We start from the raw sequence: 22,113 nt of genomic DNA, 5'->3' as shown, positions 1-22,113 counted from the left end.
TCCACGAGGAGATCTCTGATGACTGTCATCCCGTCCCTGAATGTTCCGCTGCTCAACGTCGATGTCACTCCGCTGCGCAGAGAAGAACTTCTGGACCATATCCGCGACGCCGCCCGCGAACACCGTCGGATGCTCGTCGCCGGCCACAATCTTCACTCCGTCTATCTCTGGTACAGCCTGCCGGAGTTCCGCGACTTCTATGACCGGGCCGGGGCCGTCGTCGTCGACGGCATGCCGCTGCTGGCCCTGATGCGGCTCGGGCTCCGGGTGCCGCTTCGCACCGAGCACCGCATCGGATCCACCGACTGGGTGGAGGGCCTGGCGGACCTGGAGGGCATCCATCGCGTGTCTCTGCTCGGCGGCACGCCGGCCGCCAGCGACGCAGTGCTGAAGCATCTGAGCTCACTGGACGGCGAGGTGGACTGGCAGGCCATTCCCGGTGACCCGTGGCGAGCGGAGAACATCGAAGAGGTAGCCGCCAGCATTCGGGATCACGATCCGCAGGTTCTGCTGATCGGCATGGGCATGCCGCTGCAGGAGCGCATCGCCGATGAGCTGGCCTCGCGCGTGGACGTCCCGGTGATCGCCACGGTGGGAGGCGCACTGGACCAGCTGGGAGGCACCCAGTCGCTCGCCCCACGCCGGCTCGGAGCGATGGGCCTGGAGTGGGCGTGGCGACTGGCCACAGACCCGCGTCGACTCGCCGGACGCTATCTCCTGGAACCCATGAAGCTCGCCGCCCTGCTGATGTGGAGGGCGTGATGAGCATCGACACCCCCTCCCGGATCGACGCCGCGAGGCGCGGGCCGTTCACCGCTGAGCTCTACGAGTACACCGAACCTCAGCACGCTCGGTCCCTGACCGCGATCATCCCTACCGTAGGGCGCCGCTCGCTCAAGCGGGCCGTCCGGTCGGTGCTGCGCCAGACCTGGGAAACCACAGTCCTGGTGGTCCTCGACCGGCCCGAGAACGCCGCCAGCGTCGAGAAGCTGCTCACCGGGCTGCCGCACATCATGGTCCTCACCCCAGGAGGGCTCGGGGGAGCCGGTGCCCGCAACCTCGGAGTGCGCAGCGCCAGCACGACGCATGTGGCCTTCCTCGACGACGACGACGAGTGGGTCTCTGAGAAGGCCGCCCTGCAGATGGCGGTGGTGGACGACAACACCGTGGTGAGCTCGCGCTCGCTGCTCGTGGGATCGTCGAGTCGAGTGGTCCCCGAGCGGCTCTACCAGGCAGAGGGCGAGGACGCGGAGGCGGTGGTGGACTACATCCTCGACCGCTCCACGCTGCGGCTGCGGCGAACCTTCATGCAGACCTCCTCGCTGCTGTGCAGCAGGTCCACCGCGCTGGAGGTCCCCTGGAACGACGAGCTGACCCGGCACCAGGACTGGGACTGGCTCGCAAGGCTCGAAGCGGCCGGCAAGACGCTGACGATGCTGCCCGAGGTGCTGGTGCGAGTGCACCAGGCCAGCGTCGGCTCCATCTCGCGCAGCGCGGACTGGCAGGCCAGCTCACGCTGGCTCGACTCGATAGGCACCGAGATCTCGGAACGCTCCCGCGCCGACTTCCAGGCCTCGGTCGTGGCGCGGGACGCCTTCGCCTCCGGAGCCTGGAACCAGGGTGTCCGACAGCTGGCGAAGTGCCTGCGGGCTCGCCCACACGCGGCGGCCATCGTGGTCGCCATGTCCGGGATGCTGCAAGTCGGTGGGCATGACTGAAGAGACAGTACACGCCGCATCGGTGAACCCGGGGCCGCCGAGACCGGGGCCGCACCGAAGCTGGACCGCGATGTTCGCGCGAACCGCTGGTCTGCGCATCGCCGTGCTGCCGATCAGCGCGCTCTGTGCACTGACCACGGCGGGACTCACCGTGCACTATGCCGGGGTGCTTGCGTTCGGATTCATCACCCTGGTCGCCCAGCTGCAGCTTGCTCTCCCGTTCGCCGATCTCGGCATGGGAGCGGCCGTGGCTCGAGCGGTGGCCCGGGTTGATGGTTCGGCACGGGCCGCAGAGGAGGTCCGCACCCTCATCAGACGCACCGCCCTGCTGCTGCTCGCGGTGGGACTTCTCGGTGCCACGGCCGCGGCGCTGAGCGGAGTGTATGGATTCTGGTCCAGAGTCTTTGAAGTTCCTGAAACACTCGCCCCACAGGTCGACCTGGTCATGAGTCTGGTATTGGGGGTCTTCTTCCTGAGCCTTCCGCTGGGGATCGCGGAGCGAGTGCTGGTGGGTCGAGACCGTTCGGATGTTCTCGTCCTGCTCGGTCTGCTCCCCTCGGTCGGAAACGTGCTGGTCGTCTACGCCCTCGGACAGCTGGGAGTGCCCGTCGCCTGGCTGGCGCTCGGGCTGCCGCTGAGCACGCTCGGCTTCCTCGGCGTCTGCGGCTACCTCGCCTTCCTGCACCCGCGCATCGGCATCCGTACGATCCTCATACCGGAGCGATCCGCGAACGAGAACCCCGTGGACGGCTGCCCCGTGCCTGCTGGACACGACGAGCGCCGTGAGGAGATCGCCGAGGGGACGTCGATCAGACTCATCCTGCTTGGCGGGCTCCCAGTGCTGCTGGCCACCGCCGGGATGGTCCTCTCCGAGCAGCACGGCAGGCTGGTCCTGGCCAGTGCAGCCACAGCCCTGGACCTGAGCGAATACGCCATCGCCCTGCAGCTCTACATGCCGATCTACTCGGTCCTCTATATGGCCGCGACGGTGCTCTGGCCGCGCTTCGCCGTGGACCCGAGTCCACAGCTCTGGCGACGAGCGAATCTGTTGCTCACCGGGCTCGGCGCCTGCGCTGCTCTGGGCTTCATCATCTTCGCCCGGCCCGTGGCAGGTCTCGTCACCGGGGGCGCTCTCGTACCTTCCTGGGGCGTCGTCCTCGGTCTCGGAGCGGCCCTCGTCGCGCAGGCCGCACATCTGACCCAGACCAATCTCTTCACCGACCGCCGTGGATTCTGGCGCCAGGCGGCGATGTCACTGGTGCTGCTCATCCTGGTCGTGCCGGGCACCTTGTTCGGGATACAGCTGGGGCTGGGCCCCGCAGCTCCGGGAGTCTCGATGGCCCTGGGAGTGACTCTCGCCCAGGTCATCCCGGGACTTCTCATGGCCTCCAGGCTTGTCCGCCACCCGCGCACGGAAGCATCCGCTGCCCGACCAGCCACCGACCCTGCACCAGCACCGATGCCTGCCGTGCAGGCAGCTCCCCTAGAGAGGTAATGACCATGCACTCCTCCTTGCGCAGGCTGCTGACCCCCATCCCTGATCCCGTTCTGCGGCAGATCATGTACCGCCGCAGGTTCGGACGGTGGGGGAACTTCAAGAAGCCCTCGCGGTTCACCGAGTTCCTGACCCAGCGGATGCTTCAGGACCGCAGTCCGGAGATCGCCTGGACCTGCGACAAGCGTGCGATGAAGGAGTACGCCGCCGAGCGAGCACCATGGATCAACGTGCCAGAGACGCTGTGGCACGGCACCGATCTGAACGAGCTCGATCTCTCGACGCTGCCCGATCACTGGGTGATCAAGCCGAACCATCGAAGCAAAGCCGTCTATATGGGGGATCGCAGCACGACCCTGGCGGACCTGCGCCGGGTGACCAAGGGATGGCTGCGCCCGTATGACCGGATCGCGGTGGGGGAGTGGGCCTACGGACAGGCGCGGCGTGAGCTCATCATCGAGCCCAGGATCGGGGATGGAGCTCCGCTGAGGGAACTCAACATCTTCGTCTTCCACGGCCGCTTCCAGATCCTGCACACCGACTTGGGACGCTTCAGGAACAATTTCGCGGAGGTGTTCTACAACCGCGACTGGGAGCCCCTGGACATCACCAATGGCGGACCTCGGGGAGCTGTAGAGCCACGGCCGGAGAAGTTCGACGAGATGGTGCGTGCGGCGGAGACGCTCGGTGCTGGCTACGACTTCATGCGCGTGGATCTGTCCACCATCGACGGCGAAGTGTGGTTCGGGGAGCTGACCCCCTACCCCTCCGGCGGAATGGATCTCTTCACTCCGGAGTCGGTGGATCTGCAGCTGGGCGCCTGGTGGGCTGGATTCGACACCCTCAAGGAGTACCCGGAAGAGCTGCGAGGCCTGACCGAGGAGGCGCCATCTCTCCCATGATCACCCAGACCGCCCCGGCAGGCATCTGAGTCAGATGAATCTGTCCACCACTCACCGACCCCGCACCAGCACCGATGCCTGCCGTGCAGGCCGCTCCCCAGAAAGGCAATCACCATGCACCCCTCTTTTCGCAGGCTGCTGACCCCCATCCCTGACCCGGTTCTGCGGCAGATCATGTACCGCCGCAAGTTCGGACGGTGGGGGAACTTCAAGAGACCTTCGCGGTTCACCGAGTTCCTGACGCAGCGGATGCTTCAGGACCGCAGTCCGGAGATCGCCTGGACCTGCGACAAGCGAGCGATGAAGGACTATGCCGCCGAACGAGCACCATGGATCAACGTGCCAGAGACGCTGTGGCACGGCACCGATCTGAACCAGCTGGATCTCTCGACCCTGCCCGATCACTGGGTGATCAAGCCGAACCATCGAAGCAAAGCCGTCTATATGGGGGATCGCAGCACGACCCTGGCGGACCTGCGCCGGGTGACCAAGGGATGGCTGCTTCCCTATGACCGGATCGCGGTGGGGGAGTGGGCCTACGGACAGGCACGGCGGGAACTCATCATCGAACCGCGCATCGGGGACGGAGCTCCGCTCACGGACTTCAAGATCTTCGTCTTCCATGGGCGAGCGCGCATCCTGCACACCGACCTGGACAGCTTCTCGGGTCCCTTCGAGGAAGTGTTCTACGACCGCGACTGGGAGCCCCTGGACATCACCTGTGAACTCCCACGAGGGGCGGTCGCTTCCCGCCCGAAGAACTTCGAGGACATGATACGCGCTGCGGAGACGCTCGGTGCTGGCTACGACTTCATGCGCGTGGACCTCTACAACCTCGACGGGGAGCTGTGGTTCGGGGAGCTGACTCCCTACCCCTCCGGCGGAATGGATCTCTTCACTCCGGAGTCGGTGGATCTGCAGCTGGGCGCCTGGTGGGCCGGATTCGACACCCTCAAGGAGTACCCGGAAGAGCTGCGAGGCCTGACCGAGGAGGCGCCATCCCTCCCATGATCACCCAGACCACCCCGGCAGCTGCACCCACCGAACCTGCACCGTCTTCGATGCCTGCCACACGGGCCGCTCCCCTTGAAAGGTAATCACCATGCACCCCTCAGTCCGGCGACTGCTGACCCCCATTCCAGATCCCATACTGCGGCAGATCATGTACCGCCGCCGATTCGGACGCTGGGGGAACTTCAAGAAACCCTCGCGGTTCACCGAGTTCCTGACCCAGCGGATGCTTCAGGACCGCAGTCCGGAGATCGCCTGGACCTGCGACAAGCGAGCGATGAAGGACTGCGCCGCCGAGCGAGCACCCTGGATCAACGTGCCAGAGACGCTGTGGCACGGCACCGATCTGAACCAGCTCGATCTCTCGACCCTGCCTGACCACTGGGTGATCAAGCCGAACCATCAATGCAAGGCCGTGTACTTCGGGGATCGCAGCACGACCCTGGCGGACCTGCGCCGGGTGACCAAGGGATGGCTGCGCCCGTATGACCGGATCGCGGTGGGGGAGTGGGCCTACGGACAGGCACGGCGGGAACTCATCATCGAACCGCGCATCGGTGACGGTGCGCCGCTGATCGACTACAAGTTCTATGTCTTTCACGGGCAGCTGAAGATACTGCACACCGACGTCGGACGTTTCACCGACGACTTCACGGAGGTATTTTACAACCGCGACTGGGAACCGCTCGACATGACCAACGAGGCTCCACGTGGTGCGGCTGTTCCGCCACCGAAGAACTTCGGCGAGATGGTCCGCGCTGCGGAGACTCTCGGTGCTGGCTACGACTTCATGCGTGTGGACCTCTACAGCCTTGATGGCGAAGTGTGGTTCGGCGAGCTCACTCCCTACCCCTCCGGCGGAATGGATCCCTTCAGCCCGGACGCGGTGGATCTCCAGCTGGGTGCCTGGTGGGCTGGATTCGACACCGTCAAGGAGTACCCGGCAGAACTGCCGCGCGTCATCAACGCGGCCAATGCGGTCTCGTCAGGTGGCACGGTTGATCTGGACCACACCGTCGTCTTCCACAGTGCCACCGATCCTGCCGACCTTGTCGTTCTCGGCCCCCTTCCCGTCCGGGCAGTGACAGAGGGGGCTGTTCCATGACCAGCCAGCCCTCCTCTGCAGTGAACATCGCCAGCGCCGAGCAGAGACTCGATTGGATGGGCTCACCGGCGGGCCCCGCCTCGGCGCGCCGCTGGCAGCGAGGCTACGCCAGGCGGCTGGTGGTCACGGATCTCGCGGTCATCACCGGTGTCCTGACCGTGGTCCACCTGTTGGCGCTGCCGGAAGCACCGGTGGTCACCACCGCTGTGCTCGGCGTGCTCTGGATCGCCGCGCTGAGCGTGAGCCGGTCTCGGGACTGGCGGCATATCGGGGCTGACGTCACGGAATACCGGAGAGTGCTGGTCGCCACGCTCACGAGCTTCGGTCTGTTGTTCACCGCGCTGGTCGCTCTCGACCTGGCCGTCGCCCGCGAACACCTCATCTGGTCGCTGCCGATCGGGACGATCGCCGTGCTGATGGCTCGTTGGCTGTGGCGCCGGATGCTCCACGCCCAGTGGCGTCGAGGAAAGTGGACCCATCGTGCCGTGGTGGTGGGAAATCCTCGAAAGGTCCGTCATGTCGTCTCGGCAGTGCGTGGATCCAGGACGGTCACCGGCACTACTGTCACGGCGATCCACGAGGTCCAGGGCGATCACACCGTTGCTGACGTCGAGACCCGGGAGCGCGTCGTCGCGCAGATCGTGGACGTCGTCACCCGCAGCGCCGCTGATCTGGTGCTGCTGACGGAGACGGACCTGTTCTCCGCCCAGGGGGTGCGGGAGCTGGGGTGGGCGCTGGACGCGCTGGATGTGAACCTCGTCGTGGTGCCCTCCATCACAGAGACTGCCGGCTCGCGGATCACTTCCAACATGGTCGCAGGAGTCCCCCTGCTGCACGTGGCCTACCCACGACTGACCGGGACGGCGCGGCTGACCAAGCGCACCTTCGACGTCGTCTTCTCCGCGCTGGCGCTGCTGATGCTTGCCCCGCTGCTGATCACCATCGCGATCTGGGTCCGGCTGGACAGCCCAGGACCGGTGCTCTTCCGGCAGGAGCGCGTCGGGATCAATCACTCACGGTTCTCGATGCTCAAGTTCCGCTCCATGGTGGTCGACGCCGAAGAACATCTCTCGCTGCTGGAGGAGCGTTCGGAAGGCAACGGGGTGCTCTTCAAGATGCGCAGGGATCCTCGGGTCACCCGGATCGGTGCAGTGCTGCGCCGGCTGAGCCTGGATGAGCTGCCGCAGTTCTACAACGTGCTGCGCGGGGAGATGTCAGTGGTGGGGCCGCGCCCGCCGCTGCCCCGTGAGGTGGAGGCCTACGACGACCACACGCACCGGCGGCTGCTGGTCAAGCCCGGGATCACCGGGCTGTGGCAGGTGGCCGGTCGCTCGGACCTCTCCTGGGAGGAGAGCGTGAGGCTGGACCTCTACTACGTTGAGAACTGGACGCTGCTGGGAGACATTCAGATCGTGCTGCGCACCGCGCGGGCGGTCTTCGGCGGGGCCGGGGCCTACTGACTCAGAGTGCGCCGGCGATCTCGCGGTAGCGGGCGATCGCCGGGGCGGGCGCGTCGTCGGCGATGAGCCGGCCCGCTTCGAAGACCAGCACCCGTTCGGCTCGCGCCGCGAGCTCGAGGTCATGGGTGGCCACGATCATCGGCGCGTCGAGACCCATCAGCAGCTCGGTGAACTCCACGGTGCTGCGCAGATCCAGCAGGGTGGTGGGCTCATCGGCCAGGACCAGCTCCGGCTCGGCAGCCAGGACTCCGGCGAGGGCGACCTTCTGCCGCTCTCCGGAGGAGAGGTCATAGATGCTCGAATCCTCACGGTCCCCGAGCCCCATGGTGTCCAAGATCTCACGACTGCGCTCACGCCGCCCTGCGGCCGATCTGATGCTGCGGCGCAGCGAGAACGCGATGTCCTCACCGACCACCGGCATGATCAGTTGAGCCTGCGGGTTGGCGAAGATGAACCCGGAGCGCACGCCAGCAGGCCTGAGCTGGAGGGATCCCTGCGAGGGCGCCACCAGACCGGCGATCAGACGCAGCAGCGTGGACTTGCCCGAGCCGTTGGCGCCGATCACGGCGATCCGGTGCTGGTGCAGAGTCAGGGTCAGTGGATGCAGGATCCGGCGTCTCCCGCCCTCGGCCGTATCGACGTCGAATGCGACGGCATCGAGCGTCGTCGTTACACTAGAGAGGTTGTCCACCAAACCCACCCATCTGAAATTGTCAGGCCGACGCACTCTGTTCGGCCCGAAGGGAAGCTGCACCGTTGATCAGCGTATCCAATCTTGAACTCCGCGCCGGCGCGCGCCTGCTGATGGACGAGGTCAACTTCCGGATCGACTCCGGTGACAAGGTCGGGCTCGTCGGTCGCAATGGCGCGGGCAAGACGACGATGACCAAGGTGCTGGCCGGGCTGACCCAGCCCGCCGCCGGCCATGTGGAGCGCCGCGGCAGCATCGGCTACCTGCCGCAGGACCCCAAGATCGACGATATGGAGCAGCTCTCCCGCGACCGGATCCTCTCCGCCCGCGAGCTCGACGTGATCACCACGAAGCTGCGCCAGGCCGAGCAGGACATGATGAGCACCGACGACGCCGTGCGGGACAAGGCCATGACCCAGTACGGGAAGGTCCAGACCCGGTTCGACGCCGCCGGCGGCTACTCCGCCGAGGCCGAGGCCGCCATGATCTGCAACAACCTGGACCTGCCTGAACGCATCCTCACCCAGCCGCTGAAGACCCTCTCCGGCGGTCAGCGCCGCCGCGTGGAGCTCGCCCGGATCCTCTTCTCCGACGCCGACACGCTGCTGCTGGATGAGCCCACCAACCACCTCGACGCCGACTCCATCGTCTGGCTGCGCGATCACCTGCAGAACTACGCAGGGGGAGTCCTGATGATCTCCCACGACGTGGACCTCATCGAGTCCACCGTGAACAAGGTCTTCTACCTCGACGGCAACCGCACCACGCTCGATGTCTACAACATGGGCTGGAAGAAGTACCTGGTCCAGCGCGAGCAGGACGCCGCTCGGCGTAAGCGGGAATACGCCAACGCGGAGAAGAAGGCCAGCACGCTGCGCTTCCAGGCCGAGAAGATGCGCGCCAAGGCCACCAAGGCCGTCGCCGCCCAGTCCATGCTCAAGCGCGCCGACCGGATGATGGCCGGACTTGAAGGGGAGCGGGCCGCCGAGCGGGTGGCGAACATCCGCTTCCCCGCCCCGTCCTCCTGCGGCAAGACCCCGCTCATGGCCGAGGGACTCTCGAAGTCCTATGGCTCGCTGGAGATCTTCACCGGGCTCGACCTCGCGATCGACCGCGGGTCCCGCGTGGTGATCCTGGGCTACAACGGCGCGGGCAAGACCACGCTGCTGCGCCTGCTTGCCGGGGCCGCCGAGGCAGACTCCGGACGGGTCATCTCCGGCCACGGACTCAAGCTCGGCTACTTCGCCCAGGAGCACGACACCCTGGACACCGAGAGCTCGGTGCTGGAGAACATGAAGACCGCCGCCCCGTTCCTCAACGACACCGATCAGCGGAAGATCCTCGGGTCCTTCCTGTTCTCCGGCGACGACGTCAGCAAGCCCGCCTCGGTGCTCTCCGGCGGCGAGAAGACCCGCCTGGCGCTGGCCTCGCTGGTGGCCTCCAGCGCGAACGTGCTGCTGCTGGACGAGCCGACGAACAACCTGGACCCGGCCAGCCGCGAGGAGATCCTCGCCGCGCTGCGCACCTACGAGGGCGCCGTCGTCCTGGTCAGCCACGACCCGGGTGCTGTCGAGGCGCTGAGCCCCGACCGAGTTCTGCTGCTGCCCGATGGCGAGGAAGACCTCTACACCAAGGAATACGAAGACCTCATCACGCTCGCCTGAGCTTCGGCTTGCCTGGTCCGACCTGCCGCCTCGGACCGGGCACAGAACTCACCCGCTGGCAGCTCGACGACGAATCCGTGCAGCGGCGGCAGGCGGAGTCGGGCGAGGATGGGCACCCATCCGCGGGGAACATCCCCTCAGCGGTGCAGCCGCTGGTCCACCCAGGCGTCTTCGAGGTCCTCATCCGAGAGCCGGCCGGTCTTGATCCGCTGCCGGCGCTTGGCCTCACGGATCCGGTCCTGCGCCGGCGCTGAGGAGGCCGCGTGCACCGGAGCGCCAGGCCCCTCAGCGTGGTGCGGCTCTCCGGAGATCAGCGCCTCGGCCTGCTCGTAGTCACGGTTGCGGGCGTGGATCCGGGCGGCGTAGCCCCATCCGATGAAGCCGAGCAGCCCGAAGGTGATCCACTGCATCGAGTAGGACAGGTGCGGGCCCTCATCCTGGGAGGGTTGGATCAGCTGCCGCGGGGCGACCTCGGGTGCCGGTGATTCCTCCGCCATGAGTCCATAACCGCCGGTCAGCAGGTCATACCCCAGCTGGTCCTGGTACTCATCCAGGTCGATGGAGGCCAGCTGGCCCTCCGGTGCGTCCCGGTTGATCTCCGGCTCCGCGGGACGGATGCGAGCCACCAGGTCCACTTCGCCCTCCGGCGGATCGGGATTCAGCGCCGGCCGGGAGCCGTCGGTGCTGTCGGTGGGCAGCCAGCCGCGGTCGATGGCGACCACATCCTCGGTGCCCGCCACCGCGAAGGGGACCACCGATTCGTAGCCCACGGAGCCGCTGTGGCCGCGGTTGCGGACCAGCCTGGAATCCTGCGTGAGATACTCGCCGGTGAGCTCCACCACCGTCCATTCGTCCTGCTCATCGGCGGACTCGAAGAGCTCGCGGCCCTCGGTGTAGGGGATCGGGTCCTGGTCGTAGTTCTCCACGATCCGGTTGATCTCTTCCAGCGCGACCTCGCGCCGGTCGATCTGCCACTGGCCGAGGAACACGCAGGCCACGGCGAAGAGCACACAGATGCCCAGCCAGCCCAGCCAGGTGGGGGTCAGCAGAAAGCGGTAGCGCCTCACAGCTGCCTCCGATGCGGATCATCGTCTGGGGTGCTGGGAGCGCGGGTGGCGGCGGTGTCGCTGAAGGACTCGGGGGCGGTGCCGGCGTCGAGCGGTTGGGTGCTGCGCCAGAAGAGCCGCTGGGCGAGATAGTTCTCCAGCCAGGGACGGTGCTCGTCACACGCCAGCCAGATCTTGCGCCGCTCGGGCGTATGGACCTTCGGGTTGTTCCAGAGCACCTGCCAGGTCGCGTCGAACCGGCAGTCCTTGCGCGAGCATTGAGGACTCTGCGGTCCGGGCTGTGCGCCGTCGCCGCCCAGGGTGTTCAAGAGGTCCATCAGCGGTGCAAGTCCTGATCATCGAGGGGCTGGGTCGATCGGTCCTGGTGCGCGGGCTCCTCCGGATCCGGAGACCTGGTGTGATCCTCGGAACTCTCGCCCTGTTCCTCCTGGTCGTCGGGCTCCACCAGCTCGCCGGCGATCACCTCGGACTCGGAGAAACCGTTGGAGGCGCCGTTGTGAAGCGCGGGCTCGTCCTCCTCCCACCACTGCCGGTCAGCCTCGGGCTCACCGTCTTCATGGGTGGTGGCCAGCATCGCGGGGGAGTCCAGGTCCTCGGACTGCCGACGCCCCATGTACCGGTCGGCGCCGACATTGGCCGTGGTGACCGCGACATAGGGCAGCACCACTGCGGCAGCCAGCAAGACCCAGGTCATCCAGTTCTGCAGGATCACCGCAAGGATGAAACACACCATGCGGATGCCCATAGACACCGCATAGCGCACCATCCTTGAGTGCTGCTCGTCACTGTGCTTCTGGGGAGCATCAGTGATCGAGTGGACCTGGTCGCTCACCGGTCTATTCTAGTGGCCCAACCTGGTGTCCGACGGCGATGTGACGCGACGGTCACATACGGGCTGGCATAGGGTTGGGCCGAGAAGAGATTCAGAGCCGATGGCGCCGCTCAGCGCGTGCGTCGCATCGTGCCCATACCCGTAACAAGGAGACTCATGACCGCACGCAGCGTACTGATCACCGGCGGCAACCGTGGCATCGGCCGCGCCATCGCCGAGGCGTTCATCGCCAACGGGGACAAGGTTGCCGTCACCACCCGCAACGGAGACGCCCCCGAGGGAGCGCTCGGCGTGGCCGCGGACGTCACCGACGCCGCGTCCGTCGATGCAGCCTTCACCGAGGTCGAACAGGCTCACGGTCCGGTGGAGGTCCTGGTGGCCAACGCCGGCATCACCCGCGACACACTGCTGATGCGGATGAGCGAGGAGGACTTCACCGACGTGCTCGACACCAACCTCACCGGTGCCTTCCGGGTGCTCAAGCGCGCCTCCAAGGGCATGATCCGGATGAAGAAGGGCCGGGTCGTGCTGATCTCCTCGGTGGTCGGGCTCTACGGCTCTCCGGGCCAGATCAACTATGCCTCGTCCAAAGCTGGGCTGATCGGCATGGCCCGCTCGCTGACCCGAGAGCTCGGCAGCCGCGGCATCACCGCAAACGTCGTCTCCCCGGGCTTCGTGCGATCCGACATGACCGACGAGCTGGACGACGCGACGCAGGCCAAGTACCTGCAGAACATCCCCGCAGGACGCTTCGCCGAGCCCACCGAGGTGGCCTCGGCGGTCCGCTGGCTAGCCTCCGCGGAGGCCGGCTACATCTCCGGCGCCGTCATCCCGGTCGACGGCGGCCTGGGCATGGGCCACTGAGCCCTCCCCGCCGGCCCGCATTCCCCAGCACCCGCACCCCCAGCACGCGCACTCCCGTACGCATCAGGCACAAGCAGAACTGAGGACACCGTCATGACAGAGCAGGATCTCGCCGGAACCGGCGCCATCATCACCGGATCGTCGCGCGGCATCGGCGCCGCCACCGCGGCCCTGATCGGGGCCCGCGGCGCCGGCGTCGTCGTGAACTACCGGCAGAAGGCGCCCCGGGCCAAGAAAGTGGTGGCCGGCATCGAGGCCTCCGGTGGACGCGCCGTGGCCGTGGGTGCGGACCTCACCGAGGCCGCCGACGCCCAGGCGCTGGTCGACGCCGCCGTGGAGAACTTCGGTGCGCTGAACCTGCTGGTGCTCAACGCCTCCGGAGGGATGGAGTCCGGCCGCGGCGAGGACTACGCGCTGAAGCTCAACCGGGACGCCCAGGTCCAGATGGCGCGCACCGCCCTCGAGATGATGCCCGCAGGGTCACAGATCGTGTTCGTGACCAGCCACCAGGCGCACTTCATCAAGCAGACGGCCACCATGGACGCCTACGAGCCGGTGGCACGCTCCAAGCGGGCCGGCGAGGACGCGCTGCTCGAACTCGTCCCAGAGCTCGACGCCAAGGGCATCACGCTGACCATCGTCTCCGGGGACATGATCGAGGGAACCATCACCGCGACGCTGCTCGAGCGCGCGGAGCCGGGCGCCCTCGAGACCCGCCGCGAGGCCGCCGGGAAGCTCTACAGCGTCGAGGAGTTCGCCGCCGAGATCGCAGCGCTCATCGGGCGCAAGGATCTTCCGCAGGGGCACACCGAGCTCGTCGGGGGCGCCGAGGACTTCCTGGCCGCCAACGGCTGAGCCGCTCCGCGCTCGGGCTGAGCCGCTCCGCGCGGAGAGGGGTCAGGGGCCCAGCAGCAGGGCGGCGGTGGGGACCAGGATCAAGGCCGCCACGATCGCCACGATCCCGGCCAGGGCTGGCCCGCCCAGCGGCTCGGGCGGGATCAGCAGCCTGCTCAGCCGGGCAGTGGTGATCAGGGCCGACTGCTCCTGGACCTCGGCCCCACCGGTGAACGCCTCCGTCGCGGACCCGTCCCGCCGAACATCGCGGTGCTCCAGCCCGGCGGAGCTCAGCGCCAGGGCGCGCACCAGATCCTCGCGCGCGTGGGCGCGCAGGGCGCCGTCGTCGGCCAGCATCTCGGTGAGCTCGGTGACCGCGGCGCGACCGTGCCGGGTGGTGGGCAGCCAGGGCAGCGCCCGGTACCAGGCCTCGAAGGCCATGGTCAGGAAATGGTGTCGCTGCTGGAGGTGCGTCTTCTCATGCGCGACGACGGCGGCGAGCTCCCCCTCGGAGAGCTGATCCAGCAGTCCCCGGGAGAGCACAGTGACCGAACCAGAGTTCGTGCGACCGGGCAGACAATAGGCCAGCGGCGCCTCATGCTCGAGCACGTGGGCGTGAAGCAGGTCGGGGGAGAGGTTCAGATGCCGCCCCAGGGTCGCGGCCTGATCGCCCTGGACCGGCGTCGAGAGCAGACGCACCACATCGCGGTGGCGTCGGCGCTGGCCCAGCACTCGCACGTAGGTGAGCAGCAGCGTCGCCAGCAGGTGACAGCCCAGAAGCACGCCCAGACACAGTGCGAAGATGTGGCCGGGATGGACCGGAAGCTCGGCCAGCGCAGCGAAGTCGGCCGCCGCTGAGAGTCGAAGCACGTGCACCGCGGCGCCCGGCACCGTGTCTCCGAAGGGGCCGAGCCCGTACACGATCGGGGCGCCGACCATGGAGAGTCCCCCGGCCAGCGCGATCGCCTGCCAGAGCAGCATCGCCGCCCAGGGGGAGCGTGCGCGGAACTTCGCCCGGCTCAGCACCCGCGGCACAGGGATGGCCAGGGCAAGGGCCAGTGCGGCGAGGCAGACGGCGAGGATGGTCACCGGATCAGTTTAGTCTCCGAGGAGCTCGGTCTCCGCACGTGGGTCTGGTCACGCCCGCGCGAGCGTCCGTGTACTGGGCGGCTATTTCTGCAGCAGCCGGCGCAGGGCCGCGGCCTCGGAGTCCGGAATGCCCCCGATGAACCGGGCGAGCACCGCTTCACGGTCTCCGGCGGTGCCGAGCACCTCGTTGAGCATCTCTACGGTGTGCTCCTCGCGGGAGGCGACAGCGGTGTAGCGGTGCGGGCGGGTGGAGCGTTCGCGTCGAACCATGTCTTTGCGCTCCAGCCTGGACAGCACGGTCAGCACGGTGGTCACGGCGAGATCCTCACCGAGGCGGTCGCGCACCTCGTTGGCGCTGAGCGATTCGGCGCCGTCCCAGAGCAGGCTCATGACCGAGCGCTCGAGTCCTCCGAGAGTGGCCATCTTGGGGTGCTCCTTCTTGCGGCGAGACATCAACAGTGCTGGTGGGGTGGCCGCTGAGAGCGGCTGCGCAGCCAGATAATGTCAAAGGATACCCCTGCTGGCCCGTGATTTCTACACGATGTAGTAATCACGTGTCATGTTGCCGCGACCGCTGCGGCTGCCAGCGCCTCCGGACTCGGAGCGACGGCGTCGACGCCCCGTTCCAGCGGTATTCCGGAACCGTCTCGGCGCACCATCTCCGAGGGCAGGATCCGCGCGACGCCGTTCTTCGCAGCGCCGAGCGCGGGTCCTATGCCGGCCCAGCCCAGCTTCAGGTGGTCCTCCCCGCGCATGAAGCGATGAGCCCGCACCCCGGCGGTGCCGCGACCCTTGGCCGGGAACTCCGAGAAGTCGGTGAGCTTGATGCTGCCCGCTTCGAAGCCTTCCAGCGGGGTGTCGCCGGCGGCGAGGGTCACCACCAGGGCCGCGGAGCTTGCCTCGTGGCCCTGTGCGGGGTCCTGCGTCTGGTCCTTGCCTGACGCGGCGGGCACCACGGAGAAGGCGATGACGGTGTCCTCGGGGCTGAGCTTGATCCCCAGCATCCCGGCCGCGGTGCGTCCCTGGGCGCGGACCAGCGCGGCCTCGAAGCGCAGCAGCTGCGCGCCGGCGGTGATGAAGCAGAGCTGGTCGGCGTCGTCGGCCGCCACAGCGGCTCCGACGACCCGGTCCTGGGCACGTCCCTCGCCCTTGAGCGAGATGACCTCCCAGTCGTCGCGGTTCAGCGGGTAGTCCGGATTCACCCGTTTGACCCGACCCTGCGCGGTGCCCAGGGCGATGACAGCATCGAGCGGGACGAAGGCGAGCAGCTCCTCGTTCTTCTCCAGGTGCAGGAACTCCTTGGCCTTCACCCCCTGGTTGAGGTTGACGCCGCCGGAGGACATCTCCACGGCGGGCATGTCCACCACCGGCACGCGGATCATCCGACCGGCGGTGGTGACCGCCCCGATCTCGCCGCGGGCGGTGGTCGGCACCGCCGAGGTCAGCGCATCGTGGCGGGCGCGCCGGGTGGGGTGCACCAGCGTGGACCGGTTGGTGGTGCGGGCCAGCTGGCCAGAGCTCGAGAGCACCGCCCAACAGTCGGCGTCGGGGATCTGCAGACTGGATCCGGCGCCGGCGGGGGCCGCGGGGTCCGGCTGCGCGGAGAGGGCCGGGGCGACCTCGGCGTCGAGCAGCTCGGTGCGCCGGTCATCGCCGTATTTGGCGGCCACCTCGTCGAGCTCATCGGCGACCAGGCCGCGCAGCCGTTCCTCAGAACCGAGGATCGCTTCGAGCTCGGCGATCTCTGCCTCGAGGCGCTCCTTCTCCTGCTCCAGCTCCAGCGCGGAGTACCGGGTCAGCTGGCGCAGGCGCAGCTCCAGGATGTGATCGGCCTGCGCCTGGCTCAGATCGAAGATGCTCATCAGCCGGGTCCGGGCCGCCGCGGTGTCCTCTGCGGCGCGGATGATCTGGATGACCTCGTCGATGTCGAGGATCGCGACGAGAAGCCCCTCGACCAGGTGCAGCCTGGCCTGGCGCTTGCGCAGCCGATAGGCGCTGCGCCGGCGGACCACGTTCAGCCGGTGGTCCACGTAGACCTGCAGCATCTCCAGCAGCCCCAGCGTGCGCGGCTGGCCGTTGACCAGCGCGACGTTGTTGATCCCGAAGGAGTCCTCCAGCGGGGTGTGCCGGTAGAGCTGGGCGAGCACTGCCTGCGGGTTGAAGCCCGCCTTGAGCTCGATGATCATCCGCAGCCCGTGCTTGCGGTCGGTCAGGTCCAAGACGTCGGAGATGCCGGTGAGCTTCTTCGCCTGCACCGCGTCCTTGATCTTCTCGATGACCTTCTCCGGACCGACCATGTAGGGCAGCTGGGTCACCACGATGCCGGTCTTGCGGGCCGAGACCTGCTCGATCGAGACCTTGGCCCGGGTCTTGAACGAGCCGCGGCCGGTGCGGTAGGCGTCGCGGATCCCGTCGAGTCCCACGATCCGACCGCCGGAGGGGAGGTCGGGGCCGGGGATGTGGCGGATGAGGTCCTCGAGGGTGGACTCCGGGTGCAGGATCAGATGCTTGGCGCCGTTGATGACCTCGCGCATGTTGTGCGGGGGCATGTTCGTGGCCATGCCCACCGCGATCCCGGAGGCCCCGTTGACCAACAGGTTGGGGAAGGCGCTGGGCAGCACGCCGGGCTGGGTGAGCTGGTTGTCGTAGTTGGGCTCGAAGTCCACGACGTCCTCGTCGAGGTCGGCCGTCATCGACAGTGCCGCGGCGGTCATCCGCGCCTCGGTGTAGCGCGGGGCGGCGGGCCCGTCGTCGAGCGAGCCGAAGTTGCCATGCCCGTCCACCAGCGGCAGCCGCAGGGCGAAGGACTGAGCCATTCGGACCAGTGCGTCATAGATCGCGGCGTCGCCGTGCGGGTGCAGCTTGCCCATCACCTCGCCGACCACTCGGGCCGACTTCACATGGCCCTTCTCCGGGCGCAGGCCCATGTCCGCCATCATGTACAGGATCCGGCGCTGCACCGGCTTGAGACCGTCGCGGGCGTCGGGCAGGGCGCGCGAGTAGATCACCGAATACGCGTACTCCAGGAAGGAGGTCTCCATCTCCGCAGAGACGTCGATGTCGATGATGTTCTCCTCCGGGGTGACCGGGGGACTGTCGGCGCTCTTGGAACGGCGGGCCATAGCGAGTGTGCTGGTCCTGTATCTCTCGGAGGGCAGGTGCAGGTGTCAGCCGCGGGGGTCTCACAATAGCTGGAGGTGCGGTGATCTGGTGCAGCTCGGAGGGTGGGTATCTATCTCGGGGCGGGGTTGGTTAGTCTGATCCTATGGGTGAGACACCCCGAACCGGCGGATATCCGGCGCACTGGGAAGCAGATGTCGTGCTGCGCGATGGGGCTGCGGCCCAACTGCGCCCGATCAACCCGGAGGACGCGGAGCGGCTGCAGCGCCTGCATTCCTCCCAGTCCGAGTCCTCGATCTACCTGCGCTACTTCACCTTCAAGTCGGCGCTGACCGAGAAGGAGCTCGCCCGGTTCACCCGGGTGGACCACGTCGACCGGGTCGCGATGGTGATCCTGCTCGACGAGGAGATCATCGGCGTGGGCGGTTATGACCGCATCGAAGGCACCCGGGAGGCAGAGGTCTCGTTCAACATCTCTGACCAGCACCAGGGCCGCGGACTTGGATCGATTCTTCTGGAGCACCTGGCAGCGGCTGGTCGCGAGCGAGGACTTGAGCGGTTCTCCGCCGAGGTGCTGCCGGAGAACCGCAAGATGCTGGGGGTCTTCTCCGAGGCCGGCTATGAGACCCAGCGCAGCTTCGAGGACGGTGTGGTCATGGTGGAGTTCCCCATCGACCCCACCGAGCGCTCCCGGGCGGTGATGGAGGCCCGCGAGCATCGCGCCGAGTCGCGCAGCATCGCCGAGCTGCTCGCCCCGGAACAGGTCGCGGTCATCGGAGCGTCCCGCGAGTACGGCTCGGTGGGCTATCACCTGGTGCAGAACCTCATCGAAGGCCATTTCACCGGGGGCGTTCATTCGGTGAACCCGGAGGCCTTCGAGGTCGGCGGGGTGGAGGCCTATGCCTCCCTGGCGCACATCAAGCAGGAGGTGGACCTCGCCGTCGTCGCAGTTCCGGCGGAGCACCTGACCGAGGTGGTGGCCGACTGCGGACGCAACGGAGTCAAGGGGATCCTGATCATCACCGCCCCCGACCTTGGCCGCGACTCCGAGGAGGAGGACCATCAGCGGCTGGATCAGCGCGAGCTGGTCCGCCTGGCCCGGCGCTGGGGGATGCGCGTGATCGGTCCGGCCTCGGTCGGGCTGCTGAACACCGATCCGGACGTCTCGCTGAACGCCTCGCTCTCGCCGACCATGCCGCTGCGCGGGGGCGTGGGCCTGTTCAGCCAGTCCGCCTCGATCGGGGTCTCGCTCTTCGCCCAGGCCAACCGGCGCGAGCTGGGACTGTCCTCGGTGATCTCCGCGGGCAACCGCGCGGATCTCTCCGGCAATGACGCGATGCAGTACTTCGAGGACGACGACTCCACCCGCGCCGTCGGGGTCTATCTGGAGAGCTTCGGCAATCCGCGCAAGTTCTCCCGCATCGCGCGCAGGCTCTCGCGCACCAAGCCGGTCGTCGTGGCGAAGTCCGACGTCATGGGGCGCAGCCTGCCCCCGGGCCACGAGGTCCGCACCACCAGGGCGCCGATGGGCGCGGTGGACTCGATGCTGGAGCATTCAGGGGTGATCCAGGTGGGCAACCATGATTCGCTCATGGATGTGCTCCAGGTGCTCGCCACCCAGCCGCTGCCCGGCGGCGGGCGCGTCGGGATCCTCTCGAACTCACCCTCGATGAGCCGGATCCTGGCCGACACCGCCGGCACCCTGGACCTGACCGCGACCCACGTCGTCGGGGACCTGGACCTTGATCTTCCCCGCGCCGAGGCCGACGCCGCGCTGGCCGGAGCGCTGCAGAAGCTGTTCACCGCCGAGGACGTGGACGCGGTGGCGCTGTGCCTGGAGCCGGCGGTCACCGGGGAGCACTATGACCACAGCCGACTGATCTCGCAGACAGCGCGCCAGCACACCAAACCGATGGTGGCCTCCTGGATCGGGGTGCTGGACACCAGCGTGCCGCTGAACCACATCGGCAACGCGGCGCCGGTGATCGAGAAGGGGTCGCTGCAGCAGGGCTTCCCGGTGTTCTCCTCCCCGGAACGCTCGCTGACCGCGCTGGCGAAGATCGTGCGCTATCAGCGTTGGCGCTCCGAGGGGATCGGGGAGCCCTATGTGCCGGTCGGGCTGGAGGGCACCACGGTGTCCCGGCGCGGCGACGAGCTGCTCGACGGCTGGCTCGACGGTGTCGAGGGCGCGACGCTGCGTCAGCTCGAGCCCGAGCGCTGCGCCGAGCTGCTGGAGGCCTACGGGCTGTCCATGCTGCGCTCGGTGGTGTTCTCCACTGAGGAGGAGGCCCTGGCCGCGGCGGAGACGCTGGGCTATCCGGTGGCGGTGAAGTCCACCAACACCTACCTGCGTCACCGCCTGGACCTCGGCGGGGTCCAGCTGAACATCGAGGACCCCGAGGCGCTGCGCCGCACGATCGCTGAGATGCGCCGGGTCCTGGCCGACTACGGGGCCGGGGGCCTGGAGCTGCAGTCCATGGCGCCGGCCGGACAGGGCTGCGTGATCCGCGCGATCGAGGACCCGCTGATGGGCCCGGTGGTCTCCTTCGGACTCTCCGGCGACGCGGTGGAGCTGCTGGACGACTGGGCGCATGCGGTGCCGCCGCTGACCGATCAGGACGTGCGCGGGCTGGTCCGCCGCCCGCGCGCGGCGAAGCGGCTCTTCGGCTATAAGGGCGTCCCGGCGGTGGACATCGTCGCACTGGAGGACACGCTGCAGCGGGTCGCCACGCTCAAGGACAACCACCCCCAGGTGGCATCGCTGGAGCTGACCCCGGTGCTGGCCTCGCCGGAGGGCGTGCAGGTGCTGCACGCCGCGATCGAGATCGCGAACCCGGAGCAGCGCACCGACTCAGCCCGCCGCGCGATCAGCCGCTACTGACCCACCCCTCCTGGGTGGTTGAGTTATCCGGTCCTGACGTTTCGGCCGGAAGACTCAACCACGGGGGAGAGGTGCCGGGCATCATCACCGTGGTAGGTCGGGATTCGGGTCGGACCCGGGGCACCCCGGCCTGGCCGAGCTTCGCCGCGAGCATCTCCGGGTGGGAGAGGTTGGTCCAGTCCCAGCGCACCATGCCGCGTCCGGTGCGGCGGATCGCGTCCTCACGGAGCTTCTCGGCGTAGTGCACCTCCTTGGCGGGGCGGCCCCGCAGCAGCGCCTCGTCGAAGTACTTCCCGCGCCCGTCGAACTCGCCGACGATCCGGTGCACCGCGGGTGACGTCCGGGAGGAGCCCTGCACGGTCCATTCGAAGTCCACGCGCTGATCCCCGACATCCGTGGCGATCCACACCTGCAGCGTCGGGGCGGCGAAGCCTAGCTGGTGGATCAGCGCTCGGGAGACCGATTCGCCGGGGGACTCGGCATGGGCATCGGCGAAGCTCAGCGCAGCCTTCCAGCGCCCGGTGAGCCGGTGCGAGAGGAACGCCTCGCCCCAGGTCGCGGGATCAGGAGCGGGGTCAGGCGGCGCCGCGAGGTTCCCCCGAGCCTGATGAGCCAGGAACGCGTCCAGGACCGCCACCGCGTCGGGGAAGGGCATGCGCGAGACGGCGTCGGGCAGGACCAGTTCCAGCGGCTCCACCAGGTACCCCGGCTCGGGCCCGGCCACCGCGGGCAGGGCCGACGCGGGGAGCCGCACCTGCGCTTGTGGGCCTGCGCCGCGCCGCTGGGCCTCCCGGGCGGCGCCGCGGGTCATCCCGCGCGGCAGCACCGTCTCGAAGCGGCGGGTCGGGACGTTCAGCAGAGCAGCCGTCGTCGTGTGGTCATCGTGGAATCTGGTCCGGTAGGCGGCGAGCCAGTTCTCGGCAATCGTGGTCCCGGTCATCGGTTCGCGGCGGCCGATACCGACCAGGCTGGCGTCGTTCGTGCGCAGGGTGATGTGCGGAGGCGTCGTCGTCAGCGGGAGCCCGTGGAGCAGCAGGGCCGATTCACGGCAGAACAGCGAGTTCGGCCGGCGGTGCGCCATGGCGGCGACCGCGATCTGCGCGCGTATCCACGGCGGGGACGTGATCCACGCGGCCGCGTCGACATAGACCCCGCGGCGCACCCGCAGCAGCGCCGCCGAGGCGACCAGCGCCGAGAGTCGGGTGGCGCTGTGCAGGTCATCGGGCTGCCAGGCCGAGCGGATCAGCCGGATCGGACCGGGAGCGGCGGGAGTCTCGAAAGTCATGGCTACACCGTGCCGGAGCACTCACCCGCCCACCACGTCCGATGCGCAACTGTGGAGAGCGCCACCTGTCCTGGGGACGCCCATCACGGGCACGC

Annotated in this window: 19 protein-coding genes; 11 read left to right on the top strand and 8 right to left on the bottom strand. The window is 68.1% G+C overall.

Annotated elements, in window-relative coordinates; translation table 11 throughout:
- Positions 1 to 18: 18 nt before the first annotated feature.
- The 7 genes from LTH96_RS06440 to LTH96_RS06410 all read left to right on the top strand — a co-directional run bounded on the left by LTH96_RS06440 (position 19) and on the right by LTH96_RS06410 (position 7,691).
- Complete coding sequence (locus tag LTH96_RS06440) at positions 19 to 762, top strand: WecB/TagA/CpsF family glycosyltransferase (protein ID WP_241464897.1); 744 nt, start codon at positions 19 to 21, stop codon at positions 760 to 762.
- Entirely contained in the window at positions 762 to 1,718 is a 957-nt protein-coding gene (locus LTH96_RS06435) for a glycosyltransferase family A protein (RefSeq protein WP_241464896.1), read from the top strand. The genes LTH96_RS06440 and LTH96_RS06435 overlap by 1 nt, the downstream gene beginning before the upstream one ends.
- Positions 1,719 to 1,788: 70 nt before the next feature.
- Positions 1,789 to 3,213, top strand: coding sequence for a lipopolysaccharide biosynthesis protein (locus tag LTH96_RS06430; RefSeq protein WP_241464895.1), 1,425 nt, complete (start codon positions 1,789 to 1,791; stop codon positions 3,211 to 3,213).
- A gap of 5 nt (positions 3,214 to 3,218) precedes the next feature.
- On the top strand, positions 3,219 to 4,115 hold the full coding sequence (locus tag LTH96_RS06425) for an ATP-grasp fold amidoligase family protein (protein WP_241464894.1): 897 nt from the start codon (positions 3,219 to 3,221) through the stop codon (positions 4,113 to 4,115).
- A 114-nt stretch (positions 4,116 to 4,229) separates the two neighbouring features.
- Positions 4,230 to 5,126, top strand: coding sequence for an ATP-grasp fold amidoligase family protein (locus tag LTH96_RS06420; RefSeq protein ID WP_241464893.1), 897 nt, complete (start codon positions 4,230 to 4,232; stop codon positions 5,124 to 5,126).
- Between the two features lie 91 nt (positions 5,127 to 5,217).
- Complete coding sequence (locus tag LTH96_RS06415; RefSeq protein WP_241464892.1) at positions 5,218 to 6,231, top strand: ATP-grasp fold amidoligase family protein; 1,014 nt, start codon at positions 5,218 to 5,220, stop codon at positions 6,229 to 6,231.
- Positions 6,228 to 7,691: a sugar transferase gene (locus LTH96_RS06410; protein ID WP_241464891.1), complete on the top strand. Its 1,464-nt coding sequence runs from the start codon at positions 6,228 to 6,230 to the stop codon at positions 7,689 to 7,691. Before LTH96_RS06415 ends, LTH96_RS06410 begins: the two co-directional genes overlap by 4 nt.
- Before the next feature lies 1 nt (position 7,692).
- Here the strand turns inward: LTH96_RS06410 and LTH96_RS06405 are convergent, their stop codons facing one another.
- Positions 7,693 to 8,382, bottom strand: a complete 690-nt coding sequence (locus LTH96_RS06405; protein WP_241464890.1) for an ABC transporter ATP-binding protein — start codon at positions 8,380 to 8,382, stop codon at positions 7,693 to 7,695.
- A gap of 65 nt (positions 8,383 to 8,447) precedes the next feature.
- Between LTH96_RS06405 and LTH96_RS06400 the strand changes: the two genes are divergently transcribed.
- The gene (locus LTH96_RS06400; RefSeq protein ID WP_241464889.1) at positions 8,448 to 10,046 is read left to right on the top strand and encodes an ABC-F family ATP-binding cassette domain-containing protein; all 1,599 of its coding nucleotides are present in this window, start codon (positions 8,448 to 8,450) and stop codon (positions 10,044 to 10,046) included.
- Between the two features lie 137 nt (positions 10,047 to 10,183).
- Here LTH96_RS06400 and LTH96_RS06395 read toward each other — a convergent pair whose 3' ends face one another.
- The 3 genes from LTH96_RS06395 to LTH96_RS06385 are packed head-to-tail and all read right to left on the bottom strand — an operon-like array spanning position 10,184 to position 11,945.
- Positions 10,184 to 11,113, bottom strand: a complete 930-nt coding sequence (locus LTH96_RS06395) for an SURF1 family protein (protein ID WP_241464888.1) — start codon at positions 11,111 to 11,113, stop codon at positions 10,184 to 10,186.
- Entirely contained in the window at positions 11,110 to 11,430 is a 321-nt protein-coding gene (locus tag LTH96_RS06390; RefSeq protein ID WP_241464887.1) for an acetone carboxylase, read from the bottom strand. The genes LTH96_RS06395 and LTH96_RS06390 overlap by 4 nt, the downstream gene beginning before the upstream one ends.
- A complete protein-coding gene (locus LTH96_RS06385; protein WP_241464886.1) occupies positions 11,430 to 11,945 on the bottom strand; it encodes a DUF3099 domain-containing protein in 516 nt (171 codons plus the stop codon). Before LTH96_RS06385 ends, LTH96_RS06390 begins: the two co-directional genes overlap by 1 nt.
- A gap of 156 nt (positions 11,946 to 12,101) precedes the next feature.
- Between LTH96_RS06385 and LTH96_RS06380 the strand changes: the two genes are divergently transcribed.
- Both LTH96_RS06380 and LTH96_RS06375 read left to right on the top strand, forming a co-directional pair.
- On the top strand, positions 12,102 to 12,809 hold the full coding sequence (locus LTH96_RS06380) for a beta-ketoacyl-ACP reductase (RefSeq protein WP_241464885.1): 708 nt from the start codon (positions 12,102 to 12,104) through the stop codon (positions 12,807 to 12,809).
- Positions 12,810 to 12,902: 93 nt separating this feature from the next.
- Positions 12,903 to 13,664 carry an SDR family oxidoreductase gene (locus tag LTH96_RS06375; protein ID WP_241464884.1) on the top strand — a complete coding sequence of 254 codons (762 nt, stop codon included), beginning with the start codon at positions 12,903 to 12,905 and terminating at the stop codon, positions 13,662 to 13,664.
- Positions 13,665 to 13,706: 42 nt separating this feature from the next.
- Here LTH96_RS06375 and LTH96_RS06370 read toward each other — a convergent pair whose 3' ends face one another.
- The 3 genes from LTH96_RS06370 to LTH96_RS06360 form a co-directional block, all read right to left on the bottom strand.
- On the bottom strand, positions 13,707 to 14,732 hold the full coding sequence (locus tag LTH96_RS06370) for a M56 family metallopeptidase (protein WP_241464883.1): 1,026 nt from the start codon (positions 14,730 to 14,732) through the stop codon (positions 13,707 to 13,709).
- 81 nt (positions 14,733 to 14,813) lie between these two features.
- Entirely contained in the window at positions 14,814 to 15,155 is a 342-nt protein-coding gene (locus LTH96_RS06365) for a BlaI/MecI/CopY family transcriptional regulator (RefSeq protein WP_241464882.1), read from the bottom strand.
- Positions 15,156 to 15,289: 134 nt separating this feature from the next.
- On the bottom strand, positions 15,290 to 17,854 hold the full coding sequence (locus LTH96_RS06360) for a DNA topoisomerase (ATP-hydrolyzing) subunit A (RefSeq protein ID WP_241464881.1): 2,565 nt from the start codon (positions 17,852 to 17,854) through the stop codon (positions 15,290 to 15,292).
- A gap of 143 nt (positions 17,855 to 17,997) precedes the next feature.
- Here LTH96_RS06360 and LTH96_RS06355 point away from each other — a divergent pair, with 143 nt between their 5' ends.
- Complete coding sequence (locus LTH96_RS06355; RefSeq protein WP_241464880.1) at positions 17,998 to 20,733, top strand: bifunctional GNAT family N-acetyltransferase/acetate--CoA ligase family protein; 2,736 nt, start codon at positions 17,998 to 18,000, stop codon at positions 20,731 to 20,733.
- Here the strand turns inward: LTH96_RS06355 and LTH96_RS06350 are convergent.
- Positions 20,720 to 22,018, bottom strand: a complete 1,299-nt coding sequence (locus tag LTH96_RS06350; protein ID WP_241464879.1) for a hypothetical protein — start codon at positions 22,016 to 22,018, stop codon at positions 20,720 to 20,722. The genes LTH96_RS06355 and LTH96_RS06350 overlap by 14 nt on opposite strands.
- Positions 22,019 to 22,113 lie beyond the last annotated feature (95 nt).

The sequence above is a fragment of the Nesterenkonia sp. LB17 genome, from assembly GCF_022565915.1.
GTDB lineage: Bacteria > Actinomycetota > Actinomycetes > Actinomycetales > Micrococcaceae > Nesterenkonia.
This window is presented reverse-complemented; position numbering and strand designations above follow the sequence as displayed.

Bases quoted from the DNA above. Each gene is read 5' to 3' on its own strand.
- LTH96_RS06440 (WP_241464897.1), top strand. From the start codon at position 19: ATGACTGTCATCCCGTCCCTGAATGTTCCGCTGCTCAACGTCGATGTC.
- LTH96_RS06435 (WP_241464896.1), top strand. From the start codon at position 762: ATGAGCATCGACACCCCCTCCCGGATCGACGCCGCGAGGCGCGGGCCG.
- LTH96_RS06430 (WP_241464895.1), top strand. From the start codon at position 1,789: ATGTTCGCGCGAACCGCTGGTCTGCGCATCGCCGTGCTGCCGATCAGC.
- LTH96_RS06425 (WP_241464894.1), top strand. From the start codon at position 3,219: ATGCACTCCTCCTTGCGCAGGCTGCTGACCCCCATCCCTGATCCCGTT.
- LTH96_RS06420 (WP_241464893.1), top strand. From the start codon at position 4,230: ATGCACCCCTCTTTTCGCAGGCTGCTGACCCCCATCCCTGACCCGGTT.
- LTH96_RS06415 (WP_241464892.1), top strand. From the start codon at position 5,218: ATGCACCCCTCAGTCCGGCGACTGCTGACCCCCATTCCAGATCCCATA.
- LTH96_RS06410 (WP_241464891.1), top strand. From the start codon at position 6,228: ATGACCAGCCAGCCCTCCTCTGCAGTGAACATCGCCAGCGCCGAGCAG.
- LTH96_RS06390 (WP_241464887.1), bottom strand. From the start codon at position 11,430: ATGGACCTCTTGAACACCCTGGGCGGCGACGGCGCACAGCCCGGACCG.
- LTH96_RS06380 (WP_241464885.1), top strand. From the start codon at position 12,102: ATGACCGCACGCAGCGTACTGATCACCGGCGGCAACCGTGGCATCGGC.
- LTH96_RS06375 (WP_241464884.1), top strand. From the start codon at position 12,903: ATGACAGAGCAGGATCTCGCCGGAACCGGCGCCATCATCACCGGATCG.
- LTH96_RS06365 (WP_241464882.1), bottom strand. From the start codon at position 15,155: ATGGCCACTCTCGGAGGACTCGAGCGCTCGGTCATGAGCCTGCTCTGG.
- LTH96_RS06360 (WP_241464881.1), bottom strand. From the start codon at position 17,854: ATGGCCCGCCGTTCCAAGAGCGCCGACAGTCCCCCGGTCACCCCGGAG.
- LTH96_RS06355 (WP_241464880.1), top strand. From the start codon at position 17,998: ATGGGTGAGACACCCCGAACCGGCGGATATCCGGCGCACTGGGAAGCA.
- LTH96_RS06350 (WP_241464879.1), bottom strand. From the start codon at position 22,018: ATGACTTTCGAGACTCCCGCCGCTCCCGGTCCGATCCGGCTGATCCGC.